11 protein-coding genes are annotated in these 17,834 nt (G+C 65.8%); 7 read left to right on the plus strand and 4 right to left on the minus strand.

The features are described 5' to 3' along the window. The first annotated feature begins 82 nt into the window (after nt 1-82). From prfB to AC0Z6F_RS04615, 7 genes are all read left to right on the plus strand, one after another. A protein-coding gene (gene prfB, locus AC0Z6F_RS04585; RefSeq protein ID WP_012510936.1) for a peptide chain release factor 2 occupies nt 83-1,208 on the plus strand; the annotation gives its coding sequence in 2 pieces (ribosomal slippage) (nt 83-157 and nt 159-1,208; 1,125 coding nt in all). A 45-nt stretch (nt 1,209-1,253) separates the two neighbouring features. Continuing rightward, nucleotides 1,254-2,036 carry a helix-turn-helix transcriptional regulator gene (locus tag AC0Z6F_RS04590; RefSeq protein ID WP_046985666.1) on the plus strand — a complete coding sequence of 261 codons (783 nt, stop codon included), beginning with the start codon at nt 1,254-1,256 and terminating at the stop codon, nt 2,034-2,036. Nucleotides 2,037-2,645: 609 nt separating this feature from the next. Continuing rightward, entirely contained in the window at nt 2,646-4,031 is a 1,386-nt protein-coding gene (locus AC0Z6F_RS04595; protein WP_006364475.1) for an NAD-dependent succinate-semialdehyde dehydrogenase, read from the plus strand. 63 nt (nt 4,032-4,094) lie between these two features. Further along, a complete protein-coding gene (locus tag AC0Z6F_RS04600) occupies nt 4,095-5,735 on the plus strand; it encodes an acetolactate synthase large subunit (protein WP_012510938.1) in 1,641 nt (546 codons plus the stop codon). 273 nt (nt 5,736-6,008) lie between these two features. Then, nucleotides 6,009-7,520, plus strand: coding sequence for a lysine--tRNA ligase (lysS, locus tag AC0Z6F_RS04605; RefSeq protein ID WP_065723196.1), 1,512 nt, complete (start codon nt 6,009-6,011; stop codon nt 7,518-7,520). A gap of 205 nt (nt 7,521-7,725) precedes the next feature. Beyond that, nucleotides 7,726-8,865 (plus strand): cyclic di-GMP phosphodiesterase response regulator RpfG, encoded by a 1,140-nt coding sequence (gene rpfG, locus AC0Z6F_RS04610; RefSeq protein ID WP_006364528.1) that lies wholly within the window; start codon nt 7,726-7,728, stop codon nt 8,863-8,865. A 1-nt stretch (nt 8,866) separates the two neighbouring features. Further along, nucleotides 8,867-11,590 carry a response regulator gene (locus AC0Z6F_RS04615; RefSeq protein ID WP_485616584.1) on the plus strand — a complete coding sequence of 908 codons (2,724 nt, stop codon included), beginning with the start codon at nt 8,867-8,869 and terminating at the stop codon, nt 11,588-11,590. Between the two features lie 12 nt (nt 11,591-11,602). On the opposite strand, the gene rpfF is transcribed toward AC0Z6F_RS04615, so the two are convergent. The 4 genes from rpfF to betB all read right to left on the minus strand — a co-directional run bounded on the left by rpfF (nt 11,603) and on the right by betB (nt 17,830). Continuing rightward, nucleotides 11,603-12,472, minus strand: coding sequence for a diffusible signal factor synthase RpfF (rpfF, locus tag AC0Z6F_RS04620; protein WP_485616583.1), 870 nt, complete (start codon nt 12,470-12,472; stop codon nt 11,603-11,605). A gap of 201 nt (nt 12,473-12,673) precedes the next feature. After that, nucleotides 12,674-14,350, minus strand: coding sequence for a fatty acyl-CoA ligase RpfB (rpfB, locus tag AC0Z6F_RS04625; protein ID WP_065723198.1), 1,677 nt, complete (start codon nt 14,348-14,350; stop codon nt 12,674-12,676). Nucleotides 14,351-14,572: 222 nt separating this feature from the next. Then, complete coding sequence (betA, locus tag AC0Z6F_RS04630) at nt 14,573-16,255, minus strand: choline dehydrogenase (RefSeq protein WP_485616582.1); 1,683 nt, start codon at nt 16,253-16,255, stop codon at nt 14,573-14,575. A 102-nt stretch (nt 16,256-16,357) separates the two neighbouring features. Next, nucleotides 16,358-17,830, minus strand: a complete 1,473-nt coding sequence (gene betB, locus AC0Z6F_RS04635) for a betaine-aldehyde dehydrogenase (protein ID WP_485616581.1) — start codon at nt 17,828-17,830, stop codon at nt 16,358-16,360. Nucleotides 17,831-17,834 lie beyond the last annotated feature (4 nt).

Consider the following 17,834-nt stretch of genomic DNA (forward strand, 5'->3'; position numbering starts at 1 on the left):
CTACCGGCCGGCCCCCCCTCATGCCGGTTTCGCCGGCCTGCGGTATCATTACCAGTCATCTTTTGAATGCATAACCGCCGACATGATCGAACTGAATCCTGTCCGCCAGCGCATCACCGATCTGACCGATCGCGTGCTGTCGCTTCGGGGGTATCTTTGACTACGACGCCAAGAAAGAGCGTCTTGAAGAAGTAACGCGGGAGCTGGAAAGCCCCGACGTCTGGAACAACGCCGAATACGCCCAGAACCTGGGCCGCGAGCGCTCCAGCCTGGAAAAGACCGTGGGCGGCATCGCCTCGGTGCTGGACGGCCTGGCTGATGCCACCGAACTGCTTGAGCTGGCCGAGTCCGAGCAGGACGAGGACACCGCACTGGCCGTGGTGGCCGACCTGGACAAGCATCAGGCGCATGTGGAGAAGCTGGAGTTCCAGCGCATGTTCTCCGGCGAGATGGACAACGCTGCTGCCTTTGTCGACATCCAGGCCGGTGCCGGTGGCACCGAAGCCCAGGACTGGGCCGAGATCCTGCTGCGCATGTACCTGCGCTGGTGTGAATCGCGCGGCTGGAAGACCGAGCTGATGGAAGTCTCCGGTGGCGACGTCGCCGGCATCAAGTCGGCCACGCTGCGCGTGGAAGGCGACTATGCCTATGGCTGGCTGAAGACCGAGACCGGCGTGCACCGCCTGGTGCGCAAGTCGCCGTTCGACTCGGACAACCGCCGCCACACCAGCTTCACCTCGGTGTTCGTGTCGCCGGAAATCGACGACAACATCGACATCACCATCAACCCGGCCGACCTGCGTACCGACGTGTACCGTTCGTCCGGTGCCGGTGGCCAGCACGTGAACAAGACCGAGTCGGCGGTGCGTATCACCCACATCCCGACCAACATCGTCGTGGCCTGCCAGACCGGCCGCAGCCAGCACCAGAACCGCGACAACGCGATGAAGATGCTGGCCGCCAAGCTGTACGAGCTGGAGATCCAGAAGCGCAACGCCGAAAAGGACGCCGTGGAAGCCACCAAGTCCGACATCGGCTGGGGCAGCCAGATCCGCAATTACGTGCTCGACCAGAGCCGTATCAAGGACCTGCGCACGGGCATCGAGCGTTCGGATACGCAGAAGGTGCTCGACGGCGACCTGGACGAGTTCGTCGAAGCCAGCCTGAAGGCCGGCCTGGCCGTGGGCTCCAAGCGCGTCGATGCCTGATCGACGTGCCTGCGCGGATATCATCGCCCTCCGTGATGGAGGGCGATGATGCGCAGCGAAAGTGAACGCAAGGAACTTGGCGGCTTCCTCAAGGCCTGCCGTGCCCGTGTCGACCCCGCCACGCTCGGCCTCCCGGCCGGGCGCCGGCGCACCCCGGGCCTGAAGCGGGAGGAAGTCGCGCTGGCGATCGGGGTCAGCGTCAGCTGGTACACCTGGATCGAGCAGGGGCGCGAAGTGCGCGCTTCGCCGGAGGTGCTGGAGCGCTTGGCGCAGGTACTGCGCATGAGTGATGACGAACGCGCCTATGCGTTCGCGCTGTCCGGCTACGGCGTGCCACTGGAGTCTCCCGACGAGACGGTCACCGATGGCCTGCGCCAGCTGGTCGAAGCGATGCAGCCGATCCCGGCTTACGTGCGCAATACCCGTTACGACATCCTGGCCTGGAACCCGGCCATCGCCGACCTGTTCGTGGACTACAGCCAGCTGGCGCCACATGAGCGCAACACGCTGCGGCTGATGTTCCTGTACCCGCCGTACCGCACGTTGATCCTCAACTGGGAAGAAATGACCCGCGGCCTGCTGGCAGGCTTCCGCGCGGCGATGGCGCAGGCGCCGGACAAGGCCCCGTTCCTCGCGCTGGCCGAGGACATCGCCGCGCATAGCGAGGAGTTCCGCCAGTGGTGGCCGGAGCACGATGTGCGCCGGTTCGACGAAGGTGCGAAGAAGCTGAACCATCCCACGCGCGGGTTGCTGGACCTGCAGTACGTGGCGCTGGTGCCGGAGAGCCGGCACGATCTGTCCTTGGTGACCTACCTGCCGCGAAGGTAGGGGGTTGTTCGGCAGGGCTTGCAGCCCTGCACCTGCTTCAAGCCGAAGCAACGGCAACAGCAACAGCGAGCTATCCGTAGGTTGGCGGGGCGGTGTCGGAGTGCGGGGACGCCGCAAGTACGTCCGTGTAGGCTTGGCAGCCGCATCCATGCGGCTGACACCCCGCACTCCGACACCGCCCCGCCTCTGACAGATTCCGGCGGCTGTTGGTAGGTGTCGACCTTGGTCGACACATCTGTCAGATATCGAAATTCATCTGAAGTTGGATCCGTTCCGACAGATCGCGGGAAATTGTCGAAGGCGGGGTGGGTCCGGTTGCGGGGGCGTGAGCCGCATGGATGCGGCGACCGAGCTTACATGGACGTACTTGCAGCGGCCCCCGCAACCGGACCCACCCCGCCATCCCGCAGGAAACCAGCTTGTGCTGTTGCTTCGGCTGTTGTTGTTGCTTCGGCGGGTGCAGGGCGCAGCCCTGCCAAGAGCTCCCCATTCAGGCAGGTAAGTGCAGGTCACAGGATAAGTAGACGCCTTGTTGTGCCCGTCCATCGGGTCCACATTCCTGTGCAGGAGACGGGCCACCGCCCGTTGTCGAGACACCAGGAGACCTGCATGTCCGCTGCCCCCACCACCGCCATTTCCCGCGATCCCGCCACCGGCCAACAGATCGCCAGTCATCCCTTCGCCACCGACGCCGAACTGGAAGCGATCCTTGACCGCGGCCAGGCCGGCTTCGCGGCCTGGAGCGCCAGGAGCCTCGAACAGCGGGCGGAGGTGCTGCGCGCGATGGCTGCCGTACTGCGCCGTGACCGCGAGAAGCTGGCTGCGCTGGCCACCGCCGAAATGGGCAAGGTCCAGGCCGAGTCGCTGGCCGAGATCGAGAAGTGCGCCGTGCTGTGCGACTGGTACGCCGACAACGGTGCGCAGTTCCTGCGCGACGAACCGACCCAGGTGCCCGACGACAAGGCTTACGTGTCCTACCTGCCGCTGGGCGTGGTGCTGGGCATCATGCCGTGGAACTTCCCATACTGGCAGGTGATGCGCGCGGCGGTGCCGATCCTGATGGGCGGCAACGGCTTCCTGCTGAAGCCGGCCGAGAACATCGTCGGTACCGCGCAGCTGCTCGACGCGGCGTGGCGTGATGCCGGTCTGCCGGACGGTACCTTCATTGCCGCCAACATCAGCCGCGAAGGCACCAGTCGTGCCATTGCCGATGACCGCATCGCGGCGGTGACCCTGACTGGCAGCGTGGCCGCCGGCCGCAGCATCGCCGCCCAGGCCGGGCAGGCGCTGAAAAAGGTGGTGCTGGAACTGGGCGGCTCGGACCCGTTCATCGTGCTGGCCGACGCCGATCTGGACGCTGCCGTCGAAGCGGCGGTGGCCTCACGCTTCCAGAACACCGGGCAGGTCTGCATCGCCGGCAAGCGCATCATCGTCGAAGACGCGGTGTACGACCGTTTCGTGGCGCAGTTCTGCCAGAAGGTGCAGGCGCTGGCCATCGGTGATGGCCGTGAAGCGGGTAATCGCATTGGTCCGATGGCACGCCAGGATCTGCTGGAGCAGCTGGACGCGCAGGTGCGGGCCTCGGTGGACGCCGGCGCGAAGCTGCTGGTCGGTGGCCATCAACTGGATCGCCCGGGCGCGTTCTACGCCCCCACCGTGCTGGCCGACGTGGAGCCGGGCATGCAGGCTTTCGATACCGAAACCTTCGGGCCGGTGGCCTCGATCAGCCGCGCCCGCGATGCCGACCATGCGGTGGAACTGGCCAACCAGAGCGAGTTCGGCCTCAGTGGCAACCTGTGGAGCGGCGACCGCGCGCGGGCCATGCAGCTGGCACGCCGGCTGCAGACCGGCGGCGTGTTCGTCAACGGCTTCTCCGCTTCGGACCCGCGCGTGCCGATCGGCGGCGTGAAGAAGAGCGGCTTCGGCCGCGAGCTCTCGCACTTCGGCATCCGCGAATTCGTCAACGCGCAGACGGTGTGGTTCGACAAGCGTTGACGCGCAGCTTTCATCCTTCCTGCAACGATCCATCATCAGTCCAGCGAAAAGGACGGCATTCCAATGTCCAAGGGTTCAGATCTGCTTGTCGCCGCGCTTGAGAACGAAGGCGTCGAGCGTATTTTCGGCATCCCCGGCGAGGAGAACCTCGACGTGGTCGAATCACTCCGCCATTCCAGCATCGAGCTGGTCATCACCCGCCACGAACAGGCGGCGGTGTTCATGGCAGCCACCTACGGCCGCCTGACCGGGAAGCCGGGTGTGTGCCTGGCCACGCTCGGCCCGGGCGCGCTCAACTTCACCACCGGCGCCGCGTACGCGCTGCTGGGTGCGTGGCCGGTGATCATGATCACTGGCCAGAAGGGCATCGTCGCCAGCAAGCAGGCGCGTTTCCAGATTGTCGATATCGTCAGCACGATGAAGCCGCTGACCAAGCAGGCGCGGCAGATCGTCTCGGCGCGCACCATTCCGACCATCGTCCGCGAGGCATTCCGTACCGCGCTGGAAGAGCGCCCGGGCCCGGTGCTGCTGGAGCTGCCCGAAGACATCGCGGCCGATGAGGTCGGGGACGTAGCGCTGATTCCGCCGCACGCGGTGGATCGTCCCATTGCCAGTCCGGAAGCACTGGACCGCGCAGCGGAGATCATCCGCAATGCCAAGCGCCCGCTGCTGATGATCGCCTCGGCGGCGTCGCGGCCGCAGTCCAGCGAAGCGTTGTCGGCCTTCGTGTTGCGCGCGGGTATTCCGTTCTTCACCACGCAGATGGGCAAGGGGGCGGTGGCCGGTGGCTCGGGCCTGTACATGGGCACCGCCGCGTTGACCGAGCGTGACTACGTGCATATGGCCATCGACCAGGCCGACGTGATCGTGACCATCGGCCATGAGGTCACCGAGAAACCGCCGTTCGTGATGCGCCCGGGTGGGCCGACCGTGATCCATATCGGCTATTCGCAGGCGGCGGTGGAGCAGGTGTACTTCCCGCAGGTGGAAGTGATCGGTGACATCGGCCGTTCGCTGACCCAGCTGGCCGACCGTATCGAAGGTGCAGTGCCGAACGCCGACGCGCTGCTGCCACTGCGCGCGACCATTCTAGAACACCTGGCTGACCGTGCCGAGGAAGCTGGATTCACCCCGCAGCGGCTGGTGCACGACGTGCGCCAGGTGATGCCGCCGGACGGCATCGTGGCGCTGGACAACGGCATGTACAAGATCTGGTTTGCGCGCAACTACCGCACCCAGGTGGCCAATACGCTGCTGCTGGACAACGCGCTGGCGACGATGGGCGCGGGCCTGCCGTCGGCGATCATGGCCTCGATCCTGTACCCGCAGCGGCGGGTGCTGGCGGTGTGCGGCGATGGCGGTTTCATGATGAACAGCCAGGAGCTGGAGACCGCGCGGCGGCTGGGCCTGAACCTGGTGGTGCTGATTCTCAACGACGGCGCATACGGGATGATCCGCTGGAAGCAGGCGGTGGATGGCTTCACCGACTACGGCATGACGTTCAGTAACCCGGATTTCGTGAAGTATGCGGAAGCCTATGGCTGCAAGGGGCATGAGGTGACGGCCATCGAGCAGTTCATCCCGACGCTGGAGGCGGCGTTCAACGAGGGTGGGGTGCACCTGGTATCGGTGCCGATCGACTACTCGGAGAACCAGCGGGTGCTGGTGGACGAGCTGCGTCAGGCGTTCCCGGGGAACGGGTAGAAACAGGTGGTTGGTAGCGTCGGGCCATGCCCGGCGGATTTCTGCGACCTGTCCGCCGGGCATGGCCCGGCGCTACCGCGTTGGCGGACGGTAGATCCACGCCATGCGTGGATGGCGGACCGCATACATAGGCCACGGAAAAGCGCCAACCAAGGTTGGCGACCACCAGGGCAGGGCGCCGGCCCAGGGCCGGGGCTGGGCGGTTTTGGTATGCTGGGCAACCGGCTGTGCCGGGCGCAACATCCCCCCTCACTACACGATTCCCGCAGATCCATGAGCGAAGCTACCGATACCCCCCCCGTTGACGAAAACAAGTTGATCGCCGAGCGCCGCGAGAAACTCAAAACGCTGCGTGGGCAGGGCATCGCGTACCCGAACGACTTCCGTCGCGAGGACTTCGCCGGCCGCCTGCAGGAAGAATTCGCCGACGCCGATACTTGGACCGCCGAGGCCCTGGAAGGCAACGGCCGCCAGGTGAAGATGGCGGGCCGCCTGATGGCCAAGCGCATCATGGGCAAGGCCAGTTTCGCGCAGATCCAGGACGAGTCCGGCCGCATCCAGCTGTTCCTGCAGGGCACGGTGCTGGGCGATGCCTACACCGCCTTCAAGGGCTGGGACGTGGGCGACATCATCGCCGTCGAAGGCGGCCTGACCCGTACCAAGACCGGCGAGCTGTCGGTCAAGGCCGAATCGATCCGGCTGCTGACCAAGTCGCTGCGCCCGCTGCCGGACAAGTGGCATGGCCTGGCCGACGTCGAGCAGCGCTATCGCCAGCGCTATGTGGACCTGATCGTGACCCCGGAGTCGCGCGCGGTGTTCATCAAGCGCTCGAAGATCATCCGCGCCATGCGCGCGTGGCTGGACAACCGCGACTTCCTGGAAGTCGAAACGCCGATGATGCATTACATCCCCGGCGGCGCGGCGGCCAAGCCGTTCACCACCCACCACAACGCGTTGGACCTGGACCTGTACCTGCGCGTGGCGCCGGAGCTGTACCTCAAGCGCCTGACCGTGGGTGGCCTGGAGCGCGTCTACGAGATCAACCGCAACTTCCGCAACGAAGGCGTCAGCACCCGCCACAACCCGGAATTCACCATGATGGAGCTGTACGAGGCCTACGCCACGTACAACGAGATCATGGACCTGACCGAAGGCGTGATCCGTGACGTGGCCACGACCGTCAACGGTGGCACCGAAGTCGAGTGGGATGGCGCGAAGATCGACCTGGGTCCGGCCTTCCGCCGCTGGCGCATGGACGAGGCGGTGCGCCACCACAACCCGGAAATCTCCGCTGCCGACTGCACCGACCGCGAGGCGCTCCTGCGCCATTGCGAGCGCTTGAAGATCCGCGTCAAGCCGTCTTACGGCTGGGGCAAGCTGCTGCTGGAGATCTTCGAAGCCACCGTCGAGCACACCCTGATCCAGCCGACCTTCATCACCGACCATCCGGTGGAGGTCTCGCCGCTGGCCCGTGCCAACGACAACGATCCGGGCTACACCGACCGCTTCGAGCTGTTCGTCAACGGCAAGGAGCTGGCCAATGGCTTCTCCGAGCTGAACGACCCGGAAGACCAGGCCCAGCGTTTCCAGGCCCAGGTGGCCGCGAAGGAAGGCGGCGACGACGAGGCGATGCACTACGACGCCGACTACATCCGTGCGCTGGAGTACGGGATGGCCCCGACCGGCGGCCTCGGCATCGGCGTCGATCGCCTGGTGATGCTGCTGACCGGCAGCAGCTCGATCCGCGACGTGCTGCTGTTCCCGTACATGCGTCCGGAGCAGTAAGTCGTCTTTTTGACTCCTGTTTGTGCGCGCCGTCGCGAAATGAGACGGCGCGATTGACGCCTCCCGCACTCGGCGTATCGTTAATGCACTACCTTGACGTCTGTTGTGGCTTGATCGGCGCCAGGGGGAGTGCGCACTGTGGAGAGTCCGCTTCACAATGTGATGACGATCATGAACCGGGACGCATGACACGGGAGTCAGGCCGATGCAGGGTGCGAGCGTTCGCAGCGGCAGGGTATCCTCGCCTGCTGATGATCCAGCATGGTCGAGAAACCAGGCAGAGTACGCGTTGAACATCGTCATTGTTGACGACCAGACGTCCGCGCGGACGATGCTGCGTCACGTCATCGAAGATATCGCGCCGGAACTGAGCGTGTATGACTTCGGTGATCCGTTGACCGCATTGGCCTGGTGCGAGGCGCATCCGGTCGACCTGCTGCTGCTCGATTACCGCATGCCGGAGATGGACGGGCTGGAATTCGCCCGCCGTTTCCGTCGCCTGCCCAAGCACCGCGACATTCCCGTGATCCTGATCACCGTCGTCGGCGACGAGCCGATCCGGCAGGCCGCGCTGGAAGCGGGCGTCATCGACTTCCTGGTCAAGCCGATCCGCCCGCGCGAACTGCGTGCGCGCTGCTACAACCTGCTGCAGCTGCGCCAGCAGACCGAGAACGTGAAGCAACGCGCCTTGTCGCTGGAGCAGCGGTTGCTGGCCAGCATGCACGAGGTCGAAGAGCGTGAGCGCGAGACCCTGTCGCGATTGGCTCGGGCGATCGAGTTCCGTGATGCCGGCACCAGTGCCTACCTGGAGCGCATGGCGCGCGTGGCCGGGCTGATTGCCGAGCAGCTGGGCCTGCCCGAAGACGACGTGCGCCTGATCGAGATGGCCGCGCCCCTGCATGACATGGGCAAGATCGCTATTCCCGATGCGGTACTGCTCAAGCAGGGCAAGCTCAACGACGAAGAACTGGCGATCATGCGGCGGCACCCGCGCATCGGCCATGAGCTGCTCAGCGGTAGCCAGAATCGCTTCATCCAGGTTGGTGCGCTGATCGCGCTGCGTCACCACGAGCGGTATGACGGCAGCGGCTATCCTGATGGCCTGGTCGGCGAGGCGATTCCGCTGGAAGCGCGCATCGTCGCCGTTGCCGACGTTTTTGATGCCCTGATTTCGCCCCGTCCGTACAAGGAAGCATGGACCATGGAAGCCACACTGGCCTATCTGTACGCCCAGCGTGGCCGACTGTTCGACCCGCGCTGCGTGGATGCGCTGATGCGCGGTCACCAGCAGTTGATGGACATCTGCGCCCAGCACTCGACGGCATCGACGCGACCGGGTGGGTGACATGCAGGACCTGTTCGCACGCGTGAAGCGCCGGTTGGCGCAGCGTCCGGATTCGGAGCATGGCCAGGCGATCGTGCGGGTGGTACTGATCTCGCTGATCCTGGTCTATGTGCTGCTGTCCGGAGCACGCCTCCACCGTCTGGAGCAGTACCAGGGCGTGCTGGCGACGGTGCTGACCGGACTGGGGCTTTCGCTGCTGCTGTTCGGTTGGCTGCTGTGGAAGCCGGAGCGCTCCGATCCGCGCCGGGTCGCCGGGATGCTGGCCGACTACGGCTTGATCGCCATCGGCATGATCCAGATGGGCGAGCCGCTGGCCTGGGTGTATGCGGTGGTGATGTGGGTGACGGTCGGCAATGGCTTGCGGTTCGGCTCGCGCTACCTGGCTGCGGCCATCGTGCTGGCGATGGCCAGTTTCGGTACGACCGTATTGATGACCCCTTACTGGCAGGCCAACCTGGGCCTGGCCTTTTCCCTGTGGCTGGGACTGCTGGCGGTGCCGTTGTGCTGCTCGTCCCTGCTGCGCCGAAGGATGCGACATCCGACCATGGATACGACCCCCGCCGCTGCCTCCCCCAACCGCTCGTTGCTGGCCCGCTTCAAGCAGCGCCTGTCCGGGCGCGAGGACAGCGAGCACGCGCAGAACCTGATCCGCATCGTCATCACCGCGCTGTTCATCAGCTACCTGGGCTGGCGTTCGCTGAGCGGCGGTGGCGAAGCGCTGACCACGACCTGGTTGATCCTGGCCTTCGAGCTGACCATTTCCGCCGGCCTGCTGGCGGCGATCCTGGTCAATCCCGGCGCGTCGCATGTGCGCCGGGTGATCGGCATGCTGACCGATTACACCTGCATGGCCTGGATCATGACCATCCAGGGTGAGCCGGCGGCACCGCTGTATGCGGTGATGCTGTGGGTCACGATCGGCAACGGCATGCGCTACGGCAGCACCTACCTGCGCGTGGCCACGGCCATGGGCTGCCTGGCCTTCCTGTGCACGGTGATGCTGTCGCCGTACTGGCGCGGCCACGACTATCTGGGCTGGGGCCTGCTGCTGGGCCTGGGCGCGATTCCGCTGTACTTCGATTCGCTGCTGCATGCCTTGACCCGGGCGGTGGCAGAGGCGCGCCAGGCCAACGAAGCCAAGAGCCGTTTCCTGGCCAACATGAGCCATGAGTTCCGCACGCCGTTGAACGGGCTGGCCGGCATGACCGAAGTGCTGGCCACCACCCGCCTGGACGACGAGCAGCGCGAGTGCCTGAACACCATCCAGGCCTCGACCCGCAGCCTGCTGGCGCTGGTGGAGGAGGTGCTGGATATCTCCGCGATCGAGGCGGGCAAGGTGCGCGTGGAGTGGCACGAGTTCGCGCTGGCCGACGTGCTGCAGGCGATCAACCTGATCCTGACCCCGCAGACCCGCTCCAAATCGCTGGACTATCGCGTGCAGGTGGATGACAACGTGCCGCCGCGCCTGCTGGGTGATGCCGGTCATCTGCAGCAGATCCTGCTCAATCTGATGGGTAACGCGGTCAAGTTCACCGACAGCGGCTACGTGCATCTGCGCGTGTCCAGCCCCGATGTGCTGGGTAGCGAGCGGATGCGCCTGCGATTCGAGATCGTCGACAGCGGCATCGGCGTACCGGTGGCGCTGCGCGGCCGGCTGTTCAATGCCTTCGAGCAGGGCGATGTCGGCCTGGCCCGCCGCCATGAAGGCACCGGTCTGGGCACCGCAATTGCCAAGGGCCTGGTCGAGTCGATGGGCGGGCAGGTCGGTTATGCGCCGAACAGCCCGCGCGGCAGCGTGTTCTGGGTCGAGATCACGCTGGACGTGGCAGAGACCTCATCAGCCCCGGCGGTTCCGTCCGAGGTGGCTGAAGCCGGCAATGTCATCGCATTTTCCAATCCCTTCCTGCGTCATCGTGCCCGGGTGCGCAGCCTGCGCGTGCTGGTGGCCGACGACCACGAAGCCAACCGCATGGTGCTGCAGCGGTTGCTGGAGAAGGCCGGCCACAAGGTCACCTGCGTCAATGGCGGCGCCGAAGTGCTCGATGCGTTGGAGCAGGCCGGTTACGACGCAGCGATCGTCGATCTGCACATGCCCGGCATGAGCGGACTGGACCTGCTCAAGCAGTTGCGGGTGATGCAGGCCAGTGGCATGCCTTACGTTCCGGTCATGGTGCTGAGCGCGGACGTCACCCCCGAGTCCATCCTGCGTTGCGAGCAGGCCGGTGCCCGCGCCTTCCTTGCCAAGCCCGTGGTGGCCACCCGTCTGCTGGAAGTGCTGGCCGATGTCGCCGCCAACACCCGCGCCGAGTCCGGCATCCAGTCGGTGCCGGCATTGCCGGTTGGCGATGGCGTGCTCGATACCGCGGTGCTGGACGAGCTGGCGTCGCTGGGTATGGGCGATGGCTTCGAACGCAAGTTCATCGACCAGTGCCTGGTGGATGTCGACGCGAGCATGGGCCAGCTGCAGGCCTGCGGTGAAGGCCAGGCCTGGGAGGACTTCCGCGAGCACGCCCACGCCCTGCGCGGGGTGGCGAGCAACCTGGGGCTGGTCCAGGTTGCCGCCTCCAGTGGCGAGATCATGCGCATGGCGGACTGGCAGTTGAAGGGCGAGTGGGTGACCCGCCTCGGCAGTCTTGCCACCGCCCTGCGCCTCGGCAGGAATGCACTGGCCGCCCGCAGCGCGGACATCGCGCGCCGTGACGACAGCGAGCGCAGCCCGTCCTGAACCGCCGCGCTGTCAGGCCGGGTCGCCATTGCGCCGGGCCTGTGCCCGCACCAGCCGGTCCATGGTACGCAGGGACTTCTCGCCGAGCTGCATGGCGGTATCCACCCAGATCTCGGTGATCCGCATCATTTCGTGCAACGGCACCATGCTGGCGATCTCGTTGACCTCGCGCATCGCGGCCCAGGCATGCGGGATCCGCCGGCTGTCCTTGATCACCTGTTCGACCGCGGCAACGCCTTGGCCGACCGGCACCACGATGTCGACCAGCCCCATCTCCTTGAGCTGGCTGGCGGTGTAGAGGTTGCCTTCCAGCATGATCTTCTCGGCCAGGCGCGGGCTGATGCGCTGGCACAGGAAGGAGTAGGCGCCCATGCCGGGGAACAGGTCGAACAGCACCTCCGGCAGGCCCATCAGCACGCCTTCCTCGGCGACGATGGTGTGGCAGCTCAGCGCAGCTTCGAAGCCGCCGCCCAGTGCATTGCCCTGGACCAGGGCGATGCTGTGCGCACGTGCACCGAGCCCGGCATGGAAGGCGTGCACGCCGCGTACGCAGCGCTGGGCATAGTCGAGCAGGCGGGCGCGGTCGCCTTCGCGGATCAGCCGGCAGAACAGCTCGAGGTCACCACCCAGGTTGAACACGTCACTGTCCGAGGCCAAGACGACATGGGGTGACAGGACGTGCGAGGCGCTGAGGCGTTCGCCCAGTTCGCGCTGGTAGTCGACGATGTCATCGACCAGGCGCGAGGCGAAGCAGGGCCGGCCCGGCTGGTTGACCAGGTTGGCATGCATGTGGATCCAGTAGACATCCCGCTCGGGCTCTTCGGTAATGCGCAGGGTAGGGTGCAGCGAGGGGCGGGTGATGATGGGGCGTACTGCAGACATGGGAGTTCTCCGTGTGACCGTCCGGCCAACCGCAGAGCGGACGGAGAGGAGTGAGGGGAGGCGAGCTGAACGTGCGGCGGCGACTGATTCTATGCACCCGTCGTGAACCGCCCGCAAGCGCTGTGCCGGCCATGTTCCGGTAATAAAAAGACCCCGCCGTTGCCGGCGGGGTCCCTGTTCTGCTCGCTTGCCCGGAAACCCTTACGGGGCGGGCGTATCACGCAGCTCGCGACGGAGAATCTTGCCGACGTTGGTCTTCGGCAGCTCTTTTCGGAATTCTACGATTCTGGGGTGCTTGTAACCGGTCAGGTTTGCCCGCGCATGTTCCTTGACCATTTCCGCGGTCAGGTTCGGGTCCTTCTTCACGATCACGACCTTCACCACCTCGCCGGATTTTTCATCCGGGACGCCGACCGCGGCCACTTCCAGCACGCCCGGCATCATCGCGATGACGTCCTCGACCTCGTTCGGGTACACGTTGAAGCCGGACACCAGGATCATGTCCTTCTTGCGGTCGACGATGTAGAAGAAGCCCTGCTCATCCATCCTGGCCATGTCGCCGGTGTGCAGCCAGCCGTCGGCATCGATGGCGGTGGCGGTTTCTTCCGGGCGCTGCCAGTAACCCTTCATCACCTGCGGGCCCTTGATGCACAGTTCGCCCACTTCACCCAGCGGCAGGATGTTGCCGTTGTCGTCCTTGATGCAGGCATCGGTTGACGGGATCGGCAGGCCGATCGAGCCATTGTATTCGGGCAGGGTGAGCGGGTTGATGCAGGCCGCCGGCGAGGTTTCGGTCAGGCCATAGGCCTCGACCAGGGTCACCCCGGTGGTCTTCTTCCAGCGTTCGGCCACGGCGCGCTGCACCGCCATGCCGCCACCCAGGGTGAACTTGACCGAGGAGAAGTCGATCTCGTCGAAGCCCGGGGTGTTGAGCAGGCCGTTGAACAGCGTGTTGACGCCGGTGATGGCGGTGAAGCGGGTGCCCTTGAGCTCCTTGACGAAGCCCTTCATGTCGCGCGGGTTGGTGATCAGGTGGTTGCAGCCACCGAACTTCATGAAGACCAGGCCGTTCGCGGTCAACGCGAAGATGTGGTACAGCGGCAGAGCGGTGATGATCACTTCCTTGCCCGGCTCGATGCCCGAGGTGGACAGCCACGCAGACGCCTGCTGCATGTTGGCGATCAGGTTGCGGTTGGTCAGCATCGCGCCCTTGGCCACGCCGGTGGTGCCACCGGTGTACTGCAGGAAGGCGATGTCGTCATGGTCGATCTCGACCGCCGGAAGCGTGTGCCGGCTGCCCAGCTTGAGCGCCTGCTTGAAGCGGATCGCGCCCTTGATGTGGTAGTTGGGCACCATCTTCTTGACGTACTTCAGCACGAAGTTGACGATCGCGCCCTTGGCGCCGAGCAGGTCGCCCAGGCCGGTGGTAATGACGTGCTTGACCGGCGTATCGGCGATGACCTGCTCGACGGTGTCGCCGAAGTTGTCGACCACCACCAGGGCACTGACGCCGGCATCAACCAGCTGGTGCTTGAGTTCGCGCGCGGTGTACAGCGGGTTGACGTTGACCACGGTCAGGCCGGCGCGCAGCACGCCGAAGGTGGCCACCGGGTACTGCAGGCAGTTGGGCATCATCAGGGCGACGCGGTCACCCTTCTTGAGCTTGAGCTCACCCAGCAGGTAGGCCGCGAACTGGTTGACCAGCGTATCGGTCTCGCCGTAGGTGATGACCTTGCCGAAGCTGGAGTAGGCGGGACGGTCGCGGAATTTCGCGACGGAGGCGTCGAAGACCGAAGCTACCGAATGGAATTCGTTGACGTCGATTTCGGCGGGAACGCCTTTCGGATAGCTCTGCAGCCAGGGACGATCCAGACTCATATTCCCCCTCCAGGAATCGTGATGATTTAGGTTACGGCCCTGAGCGTATCGACAATGGCCGTTCATTGCAGCATACCCCGCCGTAGGGAAAACGCGAAGAGGCCCCGAGGGGCCTCTTTGCTTGGTAGTGCCGGCCGCTGGCCGGCATCTGCGCTCGATCTGGATTCCGGTGGATGCCGGCCAGCAGCCGGCACTACCGTGGCCCCAAGCGGGGCGCTTGCGTCAGCCCTGCTTACGTACCGGTGCGCCGTTGGCCTTGTAGTACGGCGCGGTGCTGCGGGCCAGCGGGGTACGGCCGCGGATCACGTCGGCCAGCTTCTCGGCGATCATGATGGTCGGCGCGTTGAGATTGCCGGTCACCACCTGCGGCATGATCGAGGCATCGACAATGCGCAGGCCTTCCAGGCCGTGCACGCGGCCCTGGCCGTCAACCACCGCCATCGGATCATCGGCGTGGCCCATCTTGTTCGAGCACGACGGGTGGTAGGCGGTCTCGGCATGCTCGCGCACGAATGCATCGATCTGCGCATCGGTCTGCAGTGCGCTGCCCGGCGAGATCTCGCGGCCGCTGTACGGCGCCAGCGCCGGCTGCGCGAAGATCTCGCGGGTGATCCGGATCGCGGCACGGAACTCGCGCCAGTCCTGGTCGTGCGACATGTAGTTGAACAGGATGCTCGGGTGTTCGCGCGGGTCCTTCGAACGCACGTGGATGCGGCCGCGGCTGGGCGAGCGCATCGAGCCGACGTGCATCTGGAAGCTGTGCGCCTTGATCGGGTTCGAGCCGTTGTAATTGATCGCCACCGGCAGGAAGTGGTACTGCAGGTTCGGCCAGTCGAATTCGGCATCGCTGCGGATGAAGCCGCCGGCCTCGAACTGGTTGCTGGCGCCGATGCCGGTGCCCAGGAACAGCCACTCGGCGCCGATCGCCGGCTGGTTGTACAGCTTCAGCGCAGGGGCCAGCGACACCGGCTTCTTGCACTCGTACTGCAGGTACATCTCCAGGTGATCCTGCAGGTTGGCGCCGACGCCCGGCAGGTGGTGCACCAGGTCGATGTCGAGGCTGCGCAGCAGATCGGCCGGGCCGACGCCCGAGCGCTGCAGGATCTGCGGCGAGGCGATGGCGCCGCCACACAGCAGCACTTCGCGGCGCGCGGTGGCACGCTGCGGCTGGTCGTTGTGCAGCCACTGCACGCCCACCGCACGCTTGCCCGAGAACAGGATGCGGTCGGTCAGCGCGTGGGTGACGATGGTCAGGTTCGGGCGCGGCTTGGCCAGGTCCAGGTAGCCGCGGGCAGTGCTGGAACGACGACCCTTCGGGGTCACCGTGCGGTCCATCGGGCCGAAGCCTTCCTGCTGGTAGCCGTTGAGGTCGTCGGTGCGCGGGTAGCCGGCCTGCACGCCGGCCTCGACCATCGCAGCGAACAGCTCGTTGTTGCCGGCCTTGGGCGTGGTCACCCGCAGCGGGCCTTCGCCACCGTGGTAGTCATTGGCGCCGATGTCGCGGGTTTCGGCCTTGCGGAAGTACGGCAGGCAGTCCAGGTAGGTCCAGTCGTCCAGGCCCGGCATGCCGGCCCAGTTGTCGTAGTCCATCGCGTTGCCGCGGATGTAGCACATGCCGTTGATCAGCGACGAACCGCCCAGGCCCTTGCCGCGGCCGCAGTCCATGCGGCGGTTGTTCATGAAGGGCTCGGGATCGGTCTTGTACGCCCAGTTGTAGCGCTTGCCCTGCAGCGGGAAGGCCAGTGCGGCCGGCATCTGGGTACGGAAGTCGAGCCGGTAGTCCGGGCCACCGGCTTCCAGCAGCAGCACGCTGACATCGGCATCTTCGGTGAGGCGGGTGGCCAGCACGTTGCCGGCCGAACCGGCGCCGATGATGATGTAGTCGTACTCGTTATGGGTGCTCATGGTTGCTCTCCTGCAGGCCGGGGCGCGCTGCATGCAGGCGTCCCGGCGGAATGTCGGATCGGCACGATGGCCGGACGTGGGGCGCGCCCGGAGGCGCGCCGGTCAGAACACGCTGGCGTAGTCGCCCAGTTCCACCTGCACCGACTTGATGCGGGTGTAGTGGCCGAGGGTGGAGAGGCCGTTCTCACGGCCGACGCCGGATTCCTTGTAACCGCCAACCGGCATTTCGGCCGGCGATTCGCCCCAGGTGTTGATCCAGCAGATGCCGGCTTCCAGGCGGTGGATGATGCGGTGGGCGCGGCTGACGTCCTTGCTGACCACGCCGGCGGCGAGGCCGAAGGTGGTGTCGTTGGCACGACGCACCACTTCGTCTTCGTCGTCGTAGGCAAGGATGCTCATCACCGGCCCGAAGATCTCTTCCTTGACGATGGTCATGTCATCGCGGCAGTCGGAGAACACGGTCGGCAGCACGTAGGCGCCATTGGCCAGCGCGCCTTCGGTAGCACGGCCGCCGCCGGTCAGCAGGCGGGCGCCTTCGGCCTTGCCGCTCTCGATGTAGCGCAGCACGTTTTCCATGTGCGGGAAGCTGGTGAGCGGGCCGAAGTTGGTCTCGGCGGCCATCGGGTCGCCGATGCGGATGCGCTTGACGCGCTCGACCACGGCGGCTTCGAACGCGGCCAGCATGCTGCGCGGCACGAATACACGGGTGCCGTTGGTGCAGACCTGGCCGGAGCTGAAGAAGTTGGCCATCACCGCGATGTCGGCGGCGCGGTCCAGATCGGCGTCATCGCAGATCACCAGCGGCGACTTGCCGCCCAGCTCCATGGTCACTTCCTTCAGCGACGAGGAGGCAGCGCTGGCCATCACCTTCTTGCCGGTGGCGACGCCGCCGGTGAAGGAGATCTTCTCGATCAACGGGTGCTCGGTCAGCCACTGGCCGATCTCGCGGCCCGGACCCTGCACGACGTTGAACACGCCGGCCGGCACACCGGCTTCGGTGTAGATCTCGGCCAGGCGGATCGCGGTCAGTGGGGTCACTTCGGACGGCTTGAACACCATCGCGTTGCCGGCGGCCAGCGCCGGGGCCGACTTCCACATGGCGATCTGGATCGGGTAGTTCCAGGCGCCGATGCCGGCGACCACGCCCAGCGGCTCGCGGCGGGTGTAGAAGAAGCTCGATTCGCGCAGCGGCAGCTGGATGCCTTCGATGGCGGTGGCCAGGCCGGCGTAGTACTCGACCACGTCGGCGCCGGTGACGATGTCCACGGTGGTGGTTTCGGCCAGCGCCTTGCCGGTGTCCAGGGTTTCCAGGTGGGCCAGTTCGTCGTTGCGCTGGCGCAGGATCTCGACGGCGCGGCGCAGGATGCGCGAACGCTCCATGGCAGTCATCGCCGCCCACACCTTCTGGCCTTCAGCCGCGCTCTGCACGGCGCGCTCGACGTCGGCCTGGCTGGCAACCTGCACTTCAGCGATCACGTCACCGGTGGCCGGGTTCACGGTCTTGAAGGTCTTGCCGCTGGTGGCATCGACGCGCTGGCCGTGGATGTAGAGCTGTTGGACGGGCAGGGTGGTCATGGGG

This window comes from Stenotrophomonas sp. 1L-E-5-B-C3 (assembly GCF_057292075.1).